14 protein-coding genes, 2 tRNA genes and 1 pseudogene are annotated in these 14868 nt (G+C 47.2%); 10 read left to right on the top strand and 7 right to left on the bottom strand.

Going from position 1 to position 14868, the window contains the following annotated elements; all coding sequences use genetic code 11:
* Positions 1–79: 79 nt before the first annotated feature.
* The 3 genes from GJR95_RS06070 to GJR95_RS06080 all read right to left on the bottom strand — a co-directional run bounded on the left by GJR95_RS06070 (position 80) and on the right by GJR95_RS06080 (position 3502).
* The gene (locus GJR95_RS06070; RefSeq protein ID WP_162385023.1) at positions 80–1387 is read right to left on the bottom strand and encodes a Gfo/Idh/MocA family protein; all 1308 of its coding nucleotides are present in this window, start codon (positions 1385–1387) and stop codon (positions 80–82) included.
* 114 nt (positions 1388–1501) lie between these two features.
* Positions 1502–2278, bottom strand: a complete 777-nt coding sequence (locus GJR95_RS06075) for a hypothetical protein (RefSeq protein WP_162385024.1) — start codon at positions 2276–2278, stop codon at positions 1502–1504.
* An 18-nt stretch (positions 2279–2296) separates the two neighbouring features.
* Positions 2297–3502 carry a dipeptidase gene (locus GJR95_RS06080; RefSeq protein WP_162385025.1) on the bottom strand — a complete coding sequence of 402 codons (1206 nt, stop codon included), beginning with the start codon at positions 3500–3502 and terminating at the stop codon, positions 2297–2299.
* Positions 3503–3699: 197 nt separating this feature from the next.
* Between GJR95_RS06080 and ubiE the strand changes: the two genes are divergently transcribed.
* From ubiE to GJR95_RS06095, 3 genes are all read left to right on the top strand, one after another.
* Positions 3700–4437 carry a bifunctional demethylmenaquinone methyltransferase/2-methoxy-6-polyprenyl-1,4-benzoquinol methylase UbiE gene (gene ubiE, locus GJR95_RS06085; RefSeq protein WP_162385026.1) on the top strand — a complete coding sequence of 246 codons (738 nt, stop codon included), beginning with the start codon at positions 3700–3702 and terminating at the stop codon, positions 4435–4437.
* Positions 4371–5165 (top strand): type IX secretion/gliding motility protein PorT/SprT, encoded by a 795-nt coding sequence (gene porT / locus GJR95_RS06090; protein ID WP_162385027.1) that lies wholly within the window; start codon positions 4371–4373, stop codon positions 5163–5165. The genes ubiE and porT overlap by 67 nt, the downstream gene beginning before the upstream one ends.
* Positions 5166–5301: 136 nt before the next feature.
* Positions 5302–5379: transfer RNA gene (locus GJR95_RS06095), tRNA-Val, on the top strand.
* A gap of 71 nt (positions 5380–5450) precedes the next feature.
* On the opposite strand, the pseudogene GJR95_RS42945 reads toward GJR95_RS06095, so the two are convergent.
* Both GJR95_RS42945 and GJR95_RS06100 read right to left on the bottom strand, forming a co-directional pair.
* A pseudogene (locus GJR95_RS42945) lies at positions 5451–5567 on the bottom strand (IS701 family transposase); the annotation flags it as partial.
* Positions 5568–6002: 435 nt separating this feature from the next.
* A tRNA-Lys gene (locus GJR95_RS06100) sits at positions 6003–6075 on the bottom strand.
* Positions 6076–6580: 505 nt separating this feature from the next.
* On the opposite strand from GJR95_RS06100, the gene GJR95_RS06105 reads away from it, so the two are divergent.
* Entirely contained in the window at positions 6581–7480 is a 900-nt protein-coding gene (locus tag GJR95_RS06105; RefSeq protein ID WP_162385028.1) for a peptidoglycan-binding protein, read from the top strand.
* Positions 7481–7583: 103 nt separating this feature from the next.
* On the opposite strand, the gene GJR95_RS06110 is transcribed toward GJR95_RS06105, so the two are convergent.
* Positions 7584–7853, bottom strand: coding sequence for a hypothetical protein (locus GJR95_RS06110; protein ID WP_162385029.1), 270 nt, complete (start codon positions 7851–7853; stop codon positions 7584–7586).
* Between the two features lie 906 nt (positions 7854–8759).
* On the opposite strand from GJR95_RS06110, the gene GJR95_RS06115 reads away from it, so the two are divergent.
* The 6 genes from GJR95_RS06115 to GJR95_RS06140 all read left to right on the top strand — a co-directional run bounded on the left by GJR95_RS06115 (position 8760) and on the right by GJR95_RS06140 (position 13638).
* Complete coding sequence (locus tag GJR95_RS06115; RefSeq protein WP_162385030.1) at positions 8760–9092, top strand: ArsR/SmtB family transcription factor; 333 nt, start codon at positions 8760–8762, stop codon at positions 9090–9092.
* A gap of 57 nt (positions 9093–9149) precedes the next feature.
* Positions 9150–10073 (top strand): arsenite methyltransferase, encoded by a 924-nt coding sequence (locus GJR95_RS06120; protein WP_162385031.1) that lies wholly within the window; start codon positions 9150–9152, stop codon positions 10071–10073.
* A 17-nt stretch (positions 10074–10090) separates the two neighbouring features.
* Positions 10091–10555: an arsenate reductase ArsC gene (locus GJR95_RS06125; RefSeq protein ID WP_162385032.1), complete on the top strand. Its 465-nt coding sequence runs from the start codon at positions 10091–10093 to the stop codon at positions 10553–10555.
* Between the two features lie 5 nt (positions 10556–10560).
* Entirely contained in the window at positions 10561–11010 is a 450-nt protein-coding gene (arsN2, locus tag GJR95_RS06130) for an arsenic resistance N-acetyltransferase ArsN2 (protein ID WP_162385033.1), read from the top strand.
* An 84-nt stretch (positions 11011–11094) separates the two neighbouring features.
* Positions 11095–12147, top strand: a complete 1053-nt coding sequence (locus GJR95_RS06135) for an ArsO family NAD(P)H-dependent flavin-containing monooxygenase (RefSeq protein ID WP_162385034.1) — start codon at positions 11095–11097, stop codon at positions 12145–12147.
* Between the two features lie 144 nt (positions 12148–12291).
* Positions 12292–13638, top strand: a complete 1347-nt coding sequence (locus GJR95_RS06140; RefSeq protein ID WP_162385035.1) for a Gfo/Idh/MocA family protein — start codon at positions 12292–12294, stop codon at positions 13636–13638.
* 16 nt (positions 13639–13654) lie between these two features.
* Here GJR95_RS06140 and GJR95_RS06145 read toward each other — a convergent pair whose 3' ends face one another.
* Positions 13655–14551, bottom strand: a complete 897-nt coding sequence (locus tag GJR95_RS06145; protein WP_162385036.1) for a DUF4349 domain-containing protein — start codon at positions 14549–14551, stop codon at positions 13655–13657.
* Positions 14552–14868 lie beyond the last annotated feature (317 nt).

Consider the following 14868-nt stretch of genomic DNA (forward strand, 5'->3'; position numbering starts at 1 on the left):
AGCGTAAACTAACCAGTGATTGGTATTGAGTTTGGCTCATTAGACTTATGGCTACGCTTAACAAAGCGAACTCGCTCCATTAAACCGGGTATTGCCATTCACCCCGGTAAGCGCGGCTCAGGAGTTTATTCGCTTCCGGATCATTCGGAACCTGCTGGCCATCCCAGGCCACACTCCGCCCTAATTTCATCGAAAGCATACCCAGCAAGGCCATGTTGGTTGAGCGATGACCGATTTCGATGTCGCAGACAGGGAGTTTATTGGTTTTAATACTGTCCAGAAAATTTACCCAGAGCAGAGCAATATTCTGATCGTCAGGCTTATCGAGCTGAGCATCTTGGTGAATCGGCGGTTTCTTGGAGTCGGCAGGATAGAAGGTCCAGCCATCGAGCCAACCCATGTGAAATGTGCCTTCTGTTCCGTAGAAATAAACCCCAACAGCCTGCTGTGGATGTGTTTTCTCGGCGTTATTACCGGCAAATGTCCGGTGTTCCCAAACGGCGGTAAAATCCTCGAATTCAAATGTAGCTACCTGATGATCCGGCGCATCACTACTATCCTGCTTGATCGATCGTCCGCCAGTCGAATACACCTTGCGCGGATGTTTTTCTTCTGTCCACCACAGAATCTGATCCATCCAGTGAATCCCCCAGTCGCCAAGGGTGCCATTCGCATAGTTCAGGAAATTACGCCAGCTTCGGGGGTGCATTGCCGGATTGTAGGCTCGTAGCGGAGCCGGACCACACCACATATTCCAGTCCATTTCCTGAGGTGCTTCGGCATCGGGGGTAGGCTGACCTGCTCCGCCCGCATAATGCACAAAGGCCCGTGCCATGCCAATTTTTCCGACCTTTCCTGACTTCAGAAACTCCATACCTGACACATTGTGGGGCGACACCCGACGGTGCATGCCAACCTGGCAAATCTTGCCCGTTTTTCGGGCCGTCTTAACCATTGCTTTTCCTTCGTTGATGGTATGGCTAATGGGTTTCTCAACATATACGTGCGCTCCTGCCTGCATAGCCGCAATAGCAATGAGCGGGTGCCAGTGATCGGGCGTAGCGACAATAACGATTTCGGGCTTTTCGGCCACCAGCATCTCCCGGTAATCCCGGTATAGTTTGGGCGTATCGGATGTGAGTTTGCTTAATTCATCGCTGGTCTTTTTAAGTTGGCGCGTATCTACGTCGCAAAGGGCGACGATCTTCGACTCGCCCGCCTGAACCGCGGCTCGTAGAATATTGCCCCCCCACCAGCCCGCTCCAACAACAGCAGTGCGATACTTTTGAGCAGGTTTGCGTGCAATAAATGCCCGGACTTGAATGGGATCGGTAATGAGCGTAGCTCCGGCAAGTGCCGAGGTTTTTAGAAAGTCAGAACGATTCATGCGAAAGAAAGAGTCTATTAAAACCAAAAGACCTGTTTACTCTTTCTTTACCGGTTTTGATGATTAATTAACTATGTCCTTAACAGGCCGCAAGCTACGGAATGTTACAATCCATTAATCGCTTAGGCTTGAGAGGAGTGGTTTTCCCGAAAGCGCTCCTGCCAGTAGGAGCGACACGCCAATGAAATACACAATGGCAACAAAAACGACCTGCCGAGGGCGTTTAGCCACATAATAGCCAAAGAGTGGCAACAGCTGAATGGCATGCATCCCGAAGAAGTGAGCGACCCGCAGATCACCATAGCGCGTACTCCAGTTCGTTATTGGCAAGCCCGGTCCACCGTCTGGTGCGCCTACCGTGTGGCTTAACCGGATTGCCATAACAAAACCTTCGAAGGCAAAGATGACAAATAGCAGGATTCCGAGTCGAATACCCCATAAATACGCCGATTTTATACCTACCGGCTTATGCTTAAAAAACAAATACCCAATGTAAGCCGTCCAAAGGGTAAATACGGTAATGGCAAGCCCCATTAAATCGAAGAGTCGGGCATTCAGAGACGATGTAATGTTAAAATGCGACAATTTACCCAACGCAGCCTGGCCGGTGATGATGACCATTTCTATAGTCATCATGACAACAAAAACCCAGCTATAAATCAACACCTTTCGCCGTTGTATGAGCATGCCGGTAAAGCAGGCCATTGTCCAGCACAGAATCCAGATCGAGATAAAGAATTTTGCAGGCTTGATAAACGCATTGATACCCAGCACTTCCCGAACAGTGACGAATGATACTCCGATGCATACGACCCCACCAATCAGGCAAATCAAGCCGAACCCATACAGGATGGCATTTCGGCTTTTCAGCGTTCGTAGCATCGTATTCATGGAGTCTGTTGGTTACATTTATTCGACTTTTGCCTGCCCCAGTACGCGCAGCAGATTACCACCCCAGATCTTGGCAATGTCGGCCTCCGAATAGTTCCGGCGCACCAGTTCAACCGTCAGGTTTTCAATCTGACTTACATCTTCGAGACCGTTAACGGCCCCGCCCCCATCGAAATCAGAGCCGATGCCAACGTGGTCGATCCCAACGAGCTTAACGATATGATCAATATGGTCGACAATGTCGGACAGGCTGGCCCGTTCAGACGCATAAACCTTCGCGACCGAATCGCTTTGTGCCGTCATCCGGGCTTCCATTTCGGGAGTCACAACCTTACCTACCCTTGCCATCCGGATTTTTGTTTTGGCAGCCCGGTTCGCATCAGAAGGTTTTTTGAGGTAATCGCTCACAAAGTTTACCTGCACCACGCCCCCTTTGGCAGCAATCGCTTTAATCATATCGTCGGTCATATTTCGGGGAAAATCACATAAGGCCCGACAATTGGAATGCGACGCAATAACGGGCGCTTTCGATAAAGCCAACGCGTCATAAAAGGTGCTGTCGGCCACGTGCGAAACGTCGATCAGAATACCGAGTCGATTCATTTCGGGCACTACTTTCTTGCCAAAATCACTCAATCCACCATAGATCGGACCATCAGGATCGGTAGATGAGTCGCCGATAAGGTTATTGGCAAAATGAGTCAGTGTCATATAGCGACACCCTAAATCATAATACGTTTTGAGCATAGACAGGTCACTACCAACCGGATATCCGTTTTCCATACCAATAAAAACGGCACGCTTACCAGCCTTCTGGATTCGGTAGGCATCAGCGGGTGTTGTGGCCAGTTCGGCCAGGTTCGGGTATTTTTTCAATGCCTGATGGATCAGATCAAACTGATTCAGGGCATTTCGTTTGGCTTCGGCATGGCCTTCGTCAGTACGTGGCCCCTGCGAGGTATATACGGCGAAAAACATGGCATCCATACCACCTGCTTTCATCCGCGGAAAATCGATCTGCGACCCATCCCGTTTGGTATCATGCGTAGCACCAACATCGAATCCCTGTTTTTGCATCATGATCGGCGCATCGGCGTGGGTATCGAGCGTCAGAACGCGCTGGTGAATTTTATGTGCCTTTTTCACCAGTTTATCATCATCGATTGGCGGATGGCTCGTATACGAATTAAAGGCTAGTAAGGCCGACAGAATGAATGGAAACATAACGGATCAGATTGTAGAGGAGAGTGACACTCATTCGAAAACTACGCATTGCCCACCGCAATGTCAAACTTTCGCCCGAAACCTGCTGTTATCGCACTACCTTTGTTGTCTTAACCATTGAGTGATTGAGTGACTGAATGATTGAATTAGCAAACAATTCAATCATTCAATCATTCAGTCACTCAATCATTCAATCTATGGCTGTTGTACCTTATAAAGATAAAGACACCTCCAAACGCGAACAGGTCGCCGAAATGTTTGATAGCATTTCGCCGAAATACGATTTGCTCAATCACGTTTTGAGCGGTGGCATTGATATTCTCTGGCGCAAACGGGCAATCCGTGAACTCCGTCCATACGCACCCAAAACCATTCTGGACATCGCCACCGGAACCGGTGATTTTGCCCTCGAAGCACTGGCTCTAAAACCCGAAAAGATAATTGGTGTCGACATTTCAGAGGGTATGCTCGCCGTTGGCCGCGACAAGATGAAGCAGCGCGGTGTGGATAAAATCATTGAGATGCGGTCGGGCGATTCAGAACGTTTACCCTTTGGAGACAATGAATTCGATGCTGTCATCGTTTCGTTTGGTGTACGTAACTTTGAGAACCTGCTTAAGGGGTTGACTGACATGCACCGAGTTATTCGCCCAGGTGGCGTATGCGTGGTGCTGGAGTTTTCGAACCCGCGCCAGTTCCCATTTAAGCAAGTATACGGTTTTTACTCCCGGACTATTCTGCCGCTCATTGGGCGCGTAGTGAGCAAAGACGCGTCGGCTTATACCTACCTGCCCGAATCGGTGCAGGCGTTTCCCGATGGCACTGACTTTCTGCGGATTTATGAAGCGGCCGGATTCACCAATACCAAATGGATACCCCTTACTTTCGGCGTCGCGTCAATTTATATAGGTCACAAACGGTCCGGTCAGGATTGACCCGGCCGGAATGGGCTATACAATGGCCACAACGCACTCGCTCGACTCTATTCGTTTTTCTGCTTGTTGCCAGTAGTTTGCAGGCACAGGCGCAGGGCTACAAATACGTCCGGAAGCATCTGGAACGCTATGATGACAAAAGCATTCATTATGGTTTCTTTTTCGCAGCTCCAGTTACCCGGTTTAGTGTTGGCCATAGCCCATCCTTTTTGACTGCGGATTCGGCTTATCGAATTTATTCACCCAATAAACCCAGTTTTCGGGTTGGTTTTGTTGTGAATGCATTTCTGGATGACCGTTTCGATCTTCGCCTGACGCCCTCTGTATCGTTATTTAGCCGTGAGGTGCATTATGATTATCCGGGCGGTACCTCAAAAACAGAGGTGCGTGAATCTACCTGGGTTGATTTCCCTCTCTTACTAAAATACAAATCGGAACGTCGGAATAACTCCCGGATGTATTTGCTGGCTGGCGGTGCATTCAGTATTGAAACGAACGTACGACGGAAAGAGCTTCAGGGAGCAAGTCGCTTAAGCACCGGGACAATGGATCTGGCAATCGAATATGGCATCGGTTTTGAGCAGTTCTTTGAGTTCTTCAAGTTCGCCCCCGAATTACGTTTCTCACACGGATTAATCAATCTTTATCGTCCTACGAGCAACGCAGCCGGTGTTGGTATCAACCGATTGACAACGCATTCGGTAACGCTCTATCTGAATTTTGAGTAATCCGTTTCGTCCTCTGGCTATCAGCCTATTAGAAAAAAGTTTAATTTTTTTCACAGAAATGCTTGCAAAACGATCCTATAGCCCCCTATATTTGCACTCCCAAACGACAACAATCGGGCGGCAAAAAAATAAATTTGGGAGTTTAGCTCAGTTGGTTCAGAGCATCTGCCTTACAAGCAGAGGGTCGGGGGTTCGAATCCCTCAACTCCCACCAAAAAAGTAAAAACCCCTCAGAAATGATTTCTGAGGGGTTTTTACTTTTTTGGTGGGAGTAAATAACTGATGTTACGCCAACTCCATTTGTGGATGTTGGCTGAGTTGATTTTTGAGGACGGCCAGTTCCGCAAAAGCCGCTTGCAGGGCTTTGAGGTATAACCGCCCTTTCAAGGCAAAATGATTGGACCTTTACGAACGAGTTGGTCGAGCGTTGTGAGATCGGCTTCCGACAGCACAAACGGTTTAGCGATTTGGCCCATGTCGGAAAGATAGCTACTTTTATCTAACCATTAAATTGGAAGAGTACTAGTTAGTTGATAGGATAAACTGTAGGTTGACCGGGTATCAGGTAACTTAAGAGATAGTCCCGCCCGACCCGGCTCTATCAGGACTCCTCAGCACCTGTTAATAGACTTAAGTTTTACGGAAGTGGTACAGGCGACTACTTTAATTGATCTTATGGTATAAGAAGTATAAGCCCTAAACACAACCGAGTGATTTTGTTAATTTACTCATGCTAGATTTTCTGGCTGGCTAATAACTTATTTGATTTTTTTAGAAATGAATTGCAATCAAACGTAAAAGCACTTACAAATAATTTGTAAGTGCTTGATTACTAGGTGACCCCGGACAGGTTCGAACTGTCGACCCATTGATTAAGAGTCAATTGCTCTACCAACTGAGCTACGGAGTCGTTATGGATTCTGGATTATTTAACCGCTAATTAGTTAAATAGGTGCCATTCCTGAAAAAAACTCAGAAAAGATGAAAAGTCTTTACGGCTAAAGCTACTACTGATTTACCTGGAGACTTCTGTCAAAGGCAAAAATATAGCTTGGATTGATGCGGTTTGCAATTGCAGACCCGATGATAGTACAGTTTAATTCAACAGACGTTGATGTTTGCTTGGCATTCAATAAGGGTAACTATACGCTCATAATCAGGCCAGTTTGCTGGCAATGCCAAGCTTTTCTGCCCCCAAAGATACTTGCTGTGCGATCAATGGCGACTCCAGAACGACCGGTCACAGCCAATAACAGCCGATTACTAAATCCTTCTCTAGTAGCGAGTTTCCGTTGTATACCTTCATTATGACGATGATCGGGTAAGTTAGGGATTTTGTATTTATTCATCCATAACCGAACCAGCACAACCCTGAGAAAAATACCAAAGCTTTCTACCGATAAACAACAAAGAAAATGGCCCTACAATCACCTTTTTGGAGCGCAAATGTTCGGTTGCAGCAAGCTGCTGATAATAAAAAATCCATGCGACTGTTTGAGCCTGACAAATTTGCCGTCGCTCTATTACAAACAGCGCTCGTCAATACGGGACTTGCCACGATTAAAATTGATGGCATCTTCGGTGAGCAAACGGCTAAAGCACTACGCGCCGTTGAAACTCGCTTTAATATGGATCGTGACGAAGGCATTGCTGCCCGTCAGACCCTTGGCATAATTGATATTCTATTGCAAAATGGACAACTAGGACAGGGCCTGGCTCAGGGTGACACTCAGCTGGCAATCAAGAAAGTAAAGGCGGCTCTCCAGGCTCTGACTTTTTTCCAGACAAGCCGTCAAAATGGAACAGCGCTTGACGTACTAACAGTCGATGCGCTTATAACCCATTTCCGGATCTCGGCGAGTGCATCTACGCTTGGTGCCAGCAGACCCGTAAAGGATACCGATCTGGCAACTATCATTGAGCGTTATACCCAGTTGCTTGGACTGTATAAAGACAGCGCCACCCGTTTTCGTACGGGTGCTCCTGTCAATGGCATTTTTACCGCAGCAGAAGCACCCGTCAATGGCCCGATCACGTTTGGTCCGGCTTTTACCAATGTCAATTCTAATTTTGGGGGATTTATCGGAAATAATTCGCGGGCAGCTGTGCTGATCCACGAAGGCGTACACGTCTTTGATCGGGATTCCGGTCGAAAGGATACGCACATTTCCGAATTTGAACCTGCTTATGGCGCTCAGCCTGCCGACCTGTCCTTACATAATCCCAGTTCATATGCTGGTTTTGCGGCCCATATCGATCTGAAACGTGATCCGGTCCCCCGTTTTGGGCTGGGTCCAGGTGCCAGAGGTCTTTAATGAATCGAACTATTTTAGTGTACTGAGCTTGAAGTCTGGTAAGCAAATAAGGCTCTTCCGTAAATGGAAGAGCCTTATTTTCGGTGCAAGTGCGACCGACTAATTAATACTGAATGCAGGCACCATAAAACTTTTCATACAACTGGCCGTAGGTGAAAAATCCCAGGGCGCTTCCCTCAATCTTAACTCGAAAGAAGTTCCGATTCAGGGCACGTTTGCCAACATTGACGAGAGGATCTCGATGTTCAGCAGCCGGTACTTCATCTTGTACTACGGCTTCAACAATTGAAAAGTCAGGACTCTTTTCGATATTGCTAGCTTTTACGAAGTTCAGAAACTCTTCTGAAATCTTTTCTACCAATGTCAATTTCATAGATTCAATAGTTGGTTTTAGCGCAATATAGCACTTTTCTGATAAATTTAGGGAAATTTATTAATTTAACCTTGTTTTATTGCCCTTAAATTAGATAAGAAAGCCAGCGCAGCATAAGGATTGGCAGCCTCTCAAGTGCCTCTTTTTGATTTGGTTAGAGATATTTATCGATTAAATACTTATCCCCAATATCGAGTAGAGAATAAATTTAACCGTGCCAGCAAAAAATTACTAAGCATTCCTGTCCATAGACATTATTATTGATGATTGTCACGACGGGTTGGGTAATGACACTGGTAAAGTCAGTCCATTCCCAGGTCGATTCCTGAATACATAGTTTTTCAACGCAGTACTACACTTATGGCAAATTGGAGACATGTTTACTGCCCATTTTTGTGGCACGACAATTGTCTCCTCACAAAGTATACAGTCAATCGAGTAACTCCCCGTCGAATTGCTGTCCCATATGTTGTTCTCACCCATTTTGCTTAGGCCCAGAGGGCGGCTTGAAAAAAATCAAGTAAAACCCAACTGCCAGGTAGTAGTGTTTTCTTACAACTAAATCGTCCTACTACTCAGCTCGAGTCAATATAATTAAGACGCTGAGAAAGCTTTATTCGTCACATGAAATAATCCATGCTATTCTACTTGCTAGTACAAGCAATTGATTAAATGCATAGGGTTCTTTGGTTTTGAGCTAGCAGGCCACTAATGTATCACCACATTTAGAAAAAAACTGTGTCTCAGGGGCAGGTATAAAACTAGGGCTTTGGGTTAGAGTCATGCCATGGCATAGCTCTAACCCAAAGCCCTAAAACAATAGCTACGAAAAGAGCCTATTCGTAATGTCAAAAAAAATATTCATCGTAATATTGCAATTGATCGGCGATGCATTACTTTTGCGGCATGGGACTGACAAAAACGGAGATCTTTACCGCTGAACAAAACCGTATGGCCGATCTGGCAAAGGCCTTTGCTCATCCGGCACGGGTAGCAATATTGCAAATGCTGATCGCTCGGAAAGCCTGCGTATGTGGTGATTTGGTAGACGAACTTGAATTAGCTCAGGCAACCGTTTCGCAACATTTGAAGGAATTGAAACGAATCGGTATCATCCAGGGTGAAATTAATCCGCCCCGTGTTTGCTATTGCATTAACCCCACTGTATGGCAAGAAGCCCAACAAACGTTTGGTGCCATGCTGGATGCATTTATTCCCGAATCGGCATCCTGCTGTTAAGAGATCAGCAGGTATTTTTTTGTAAAAATCAATCGTAATATTGCAATAAACTAGACCATGGAAACTGCAGAGCAAATCAAAGAGGTAGTCCGTCAGAAATACGCAGCCATCGCTGAACGCACCCCAGCAGAAGCTACTGGATGCTGTGGGAGCGATCAACCCGGCCCCACATCCTGCTGTGGTCCGGAAATCAGCGCCAGTGTTCCCATCGATATGACGGTTGGCTACGGTGAGCTGAACGGCTACGTCGTTGAGGCTGATTTAGGGTTAGGTTGTGGTCTCCCGACGCAATTTGCCCAGATCAAACCGGGTGATGTCGTAGTTGATTTAGGATCGGGCGCGGGCAATGATTGTTTTGTTGCTCGAGCTGAAACGGGGCCAACCGGTCGGGTGATCGGTCTGGATATGACCCCTGCCATGATTGATCGGGCGCGTTTAAACGCCAAAACCCTGGGTTTTACTAATGTCGAATTTGTCTATGGCGACATCGAAGATATGCCCTTGGCAGAAAATCTGGCAGATGTCGTTGTCAGCAATTGCGTCATGAACCTTGTTCCCGATAAGCAGAAAGCTTTCTCCGAAACCTATCGCATTCTTAAGCCGGGTGGGCATTTTAGTATCTCAGACATCGTTCTGAAAGGGGAGTTGCCCGGAAATTTACAGCGTGATGCAGAGCTTTACGTCGGTTGTGTATCCGGAGCCAGTCAAAAGGATGCGTATTTAGAGCTTGTAGCCCAAGCCGGATTCACGAACATCATTGTGCAAAAAGAGCGCGAAATCGCCCTTCCGGATGAGGTATTGAAAAATTATCTCTCAAACGATGAAATTGCCGGCTATCGTCAGCCAACTGGTGGCAATCCAGCCAGAGGCATTTATAGTGTTACGGTGTTTGCGCAAAAGCCAGAACCTGTTGACTCTAAATTAGTCGAATTAGGTAATTCAGAAGGGGTATCGTGCTGTGGTCCCGATTGCTGTAACTAACATAAAAAGGATTTTCCATGAAACGAATCTTAGTACTATGTTCGGGTAATTCCGCCCGATCGCAGATAGCCCAGGCGTATCTACACTATTTTGCCGATAGGTTGAAACCGACTGAACCAATAGAAGTTTACAGTGCTGGCATTAATCCTAAAGGCGTGAACCCATTAGCCATACAGGTTTTAGCTGAGGATGGGATTGATATAGCGAACCATACGTCCAATCCTGTAGAAGACTATTTGCATATACCGTTCGATTTTGTACTGACCGTCTGCGATAAAGCCCGTGAACAGTGTCCATTTTTCCCGGCAGTCGGTCAGCGGATTCACCAGAGTTTTCCTGAACCTAGCCATATGAAAGGGCGGGACATCGATGCTGAAGCTAAGCTAACGGCATTCCGTGAAGTGCGCGATATGATCAAAATTTACAGTCAGGAATTTATTGCGACCCATGTAGGCGCCAATCAACTGGCCTCAACTCAGTAATGTCTATGAGCTTTCACATCGAATACGCCCGGCCTGAAGACAAAGACATTGTCATTGCCTTATTACACCAGGGACACTTATTGACCGACGATCTGCCAGCAGATCTGGCCGATTTTGTGATTGCCAAAGACGCCCGAAAGTCTATTGGAGTTGCTGGTTTAGAGCGATTTAATGAGGTGGGCCTGCTGCGTTCGGTAGCTGTCGATCCTGCGTTTCAGGGTAAACAGATTGGTGCTCAATTAGTGGGGCGCATTCTGGAAACCGCCAGAGCTGTCGGGCTACGTGAGGTGTATCTAATCACAACTACGGCTGATCGTTATTTCGAACGATATGGCTTTCAGGTCGTCAATCGTCAGGATGTACCAGTGGCTATCCAGCAGACACAGCAATTCAGCGATCTATGTCCGTCTTCGGCAATTGTCATGAAGCGTGTGCTAACCCCGGATCAGGCATGATTGCGTTTTAAATAGCCATCTATCATTTACCACCAGGCACGATGAAGAATTGCCGACGGGTTATATACCAATCAATGGGTTATCATGAATGAGCCGACTCTACACGATGTGATCATTATCGGTGGGGGACAGTCAGGTCTGGCAACTGCCTATCATTTACAGCGTAGCTCCCTGGATGTTATTCAACTGGATGAGCAGCCATCGCCTGGTGGAGCCTGGCAGCACGGATGGCAATCGTTGAAACTTTTTTCTCCGGCAGAAGCCAGTTCGCTGCCCGGTTGGCTCATGCCCCGTAGTCATACGATTTATCCAACTCGCCAGGAAGTTATCGCGTATCTGACCAATTATGAGAAACGATATGGCTTTGCAGTTCATCGACCCGTTCAGGTTCAATCGGTTAAAAGGGAAGGGACGACGTTCAACCTCCAAACCAGCCGGGGCAATTATCGTTGCCGTGCATTGGTGTGCGCCACAGGTAGCTGGAGTCATCCGGTTATTCCAGCCTATACCGGGATAAACGATTACAAGGGTAAACAACTACATTCTGCCAATTATACCTCACCCGATGAATTTACTGGAAAACGGGTGTTAGTTATCGGCGGGGGCAATTCAGGCGCTCAGATTATCGCTGAAGTATCGAAAGTAGCCAATACAACCTGGGTCACTTTAGAAGAACCATCGTTTTTGCCGGATGAGGTGGATGGGCGTTACCTGTTTCGGGCGGCAACGCAACGGTTCCACGCGGGAGATACTAAGCCAGGAGGTAGCCTTGCCGATATTGTGATGGTCGAAAGTGTTAAAGAAGCCCGAAACCGTGATGCCCTGCGCGCCGTGCGACCGTTTTCGGCATTTAATCAGGATGGCGTTATCTGGCCGGATGGAAGCCAGGAATCGGTCGATGCTATTATCTGGTGTACTGGTTTTCGTCCTGCTTTGCAATTTTTGAACGGACTTGACCTTCTCACTCCGGACGGTCGGGTAGAGGTGGAAGGCACCCGATCGGTGAAACAACCCGGTTTGTGGCTGGTCGGATACGGCAGTTGGACTGGCTTCGCGTCGGCAACATTGATTGGCGTCAATCGGTCTGCCCGTCAAACGGCACAGGAAATCATTGGCTATTTGCAGGCAGGTTCATAAAGCGTAAATAGACCTTGAACCAAAGGCCAGACTGGAATCGGAACGGTCATGTTCCTGACAAATTCACCACAGTTGATTAGGTAAAGTGCTTGCTATGCTTTAGTGTATGGCAACCGTTTCTGGCATTTTTAAACCTGACAATCCATGGAAATTACGCGCAGACATTTTTTGCGAAATTCGGCTCTAACCGCTACCGGAGCCGGACTGATTAGTCTACCCACACTGGAAGCTATCGCCAGTCAGCGCAAAAAAACTTCCCCGAATGATAAACTTCAACTTGGGCTAATTGGCTGTAATGGCATGGGTTGGTCAGACCTTCGCTCACATCTGCTCATGAGCGATGTAGAATGTGTCGCCTTAGCTGATGTTGACCAGAGTGTTCTGGATAAACGAGCGGCCGATGTCCAAAAAATGCAGCAGAATCGTCCTCAATTATTCAAAGACTATCGGAAACTATTGGAAAACAAAGACATTGATGCCGTTATTATTGGAACGCCCGATCATTGGCACTGCATGGCCATGATTGATGCGGTCTCGGCAGGCAAGCATGTCTACGTTGAAAAACCCTTAGCCAATAGCATTGAAGAGTGTAATCTGATGCTGGCGGCTGCCCGGAAATACAATAAAATCGTTCAGGTTGGGCAATGGCAACGGAGCGGTTCACATTACGAAAAAGCAATTGACTACATTCGATCCGGTAAATTAGGCAATATCCGACTGGTGAAAGTCTGGGCTTACCAGGGTTGGATGAATCCGGTTCCCGTCCGTCCCGACAGTGCCCCACCGGCAGGTGTGGACTATGATATGTGGCTGGGACCAGCTCCTAAACGACCTTTTAACCCAAATCGCTTCCATTTCAATTTTCGCTGGTTCTGGGATTATGCCGGTGGATTGATGACCGATTGGGGCGTTCATGAAATTGACATTGCCCTCTATGCCATGAATGCCAAAGCGCCCAAATCCGTGATGGCATCGGGCGGCAAGCTCGCTTATCCTGACGATGCTTCTGAAACACCCGACACCTTGCAGGCTGTTTATGAATATGATGGCTTCAATATGCTCTGGGAGCATGCCACAGGCATCGATGGGGGTAATTATGGGCGGACCGAGGGCATTGCCTTTATTGGCAACAATGCAACGCTTGTGCTAAATCGGGATGGCTGGTCGCTGTTGCCCGAAACGCAGACAAAAGATAATATCAAGGTGTATAAGGTGGAAGATATTCCCGACCAGGCTCGTAATGGCGACTACCTAAACGAACATACGAAAAACTTTGTACAGGCCATTAAGACCAACAATGCCGGGATACTTAAATGCGGCATTGAAACTGGTAGTATTGCCGCCATTAACGCCCATATGGGGAACATTGCTTACAAGACTGGCCGTAAGGTTTATTGGGACGCTACAACAAAAGGGTTTAAGAATGACCCGCAGGCTAATGCCCTGTTGTCGGCTCATTACCATAACGGCTGGAAATTACCCGTCGTTTAATGCTCGATTGGGCTATTTATTTTACCGCTTTCCTGCGTTGTTTCCGCCAACGCAGAATGAACCAGCCAACCCCGAAGCCAACCAGGCCAAGGGGTAGAAAATAAAACAGGCCAACCAGTACATCGCCCATCAACCGGAAGCCATCGGTAAAATTGTGCCAGATTTGGGCATAAATCGGTTCTTCCGGTCGTAGGGCAACTTCAGTTTGCTGATAGTAGGTTAGATTGACTGTGCTCAGTGCAACTTCGTCTTTGAGCTGGCGCAGTTCGGCCTCCTGTACTTCACGCTCTTCGCGAATCTGGCCTAATTGTTCTTCTACTTTTAATACATCCTCAACGGTGCGGGCCTGTTTGAGAAGCTTCAGGTACGTTTCTTCAACCGCTTTTTTACTCCGGATTCGCGCTTCGGTGTCTACGTAACGACGGGTAACATCCTCGGCTGTTATCGTTTTTGTATCCGTAAAAATGGATTCTTTTAGTACCAACGTAAGAAATGCGTCTAAACGAGCGGCTGGAACTCGAACGGTCAGGGCATTTTCGATGCTGTTATCAGACTTGGTTTCGTTCGAATTGGCGATCTGACCACCAGACTGGGTAATGGCCTTCTCAATGGCTTTTCCCGAAGTGTTGAAATCACTGACCCGAATCCGCACCTGTGCATTGCGAATGATTTTCCGGTTAGTCGTTGCCGCCGGTTGACCCGTTGGTGCCGGTAATTCAGGCGTTAGTTCCTCATCGGTTGAGGAATCATCCTGCTCAGGAGCAGGTGCTTTCATCGCGGCCATACGTTGAGGCATTGATGCTTCGGAGAGAGCTTCCTGTTGCTTCGACTGGCAGGCTGTGACTGCGAAAATGGCTATCAGAATAAAATAATTGTTCATATCGCTTAGGTGCACAATGGGGTCAATTTCCACACGTCTTTCTGACGTTTAAAGTTGCACAAAAAATAGAGCTTATAATGCTCATTTTTAGCGCTTTTGCTGTCGAAAGTTGGGGTTATTATAATGAAAATAATCGCCTGGCTATTGGTGCAGGAGGCCATGTTAGATAAACTGTGTTTTAGATGGCAACTTGCCTAGTACTCGGCCAATTTAAACCTATAAGGTTTTTGAAACCGCATCGGCGGCCCGGCCAATGCTGTCAACTTAAGGAAAAAGCACTACCTTTTTGGCTTCATGTCTTCTCGTTCATTATGGAAACTATAAAAAAAGAATCTGTTGATTCTAACCAC

Origin of the sequence: Spirosoma endbachense, assembly GCF_010233585.1 — a bacterium.
Lineage (GTDB): Bacteria > Bacteroidota > Bacteroidia > Cytophagales > Spirosomataceae > Spirosoma > Spirosoma endbachense.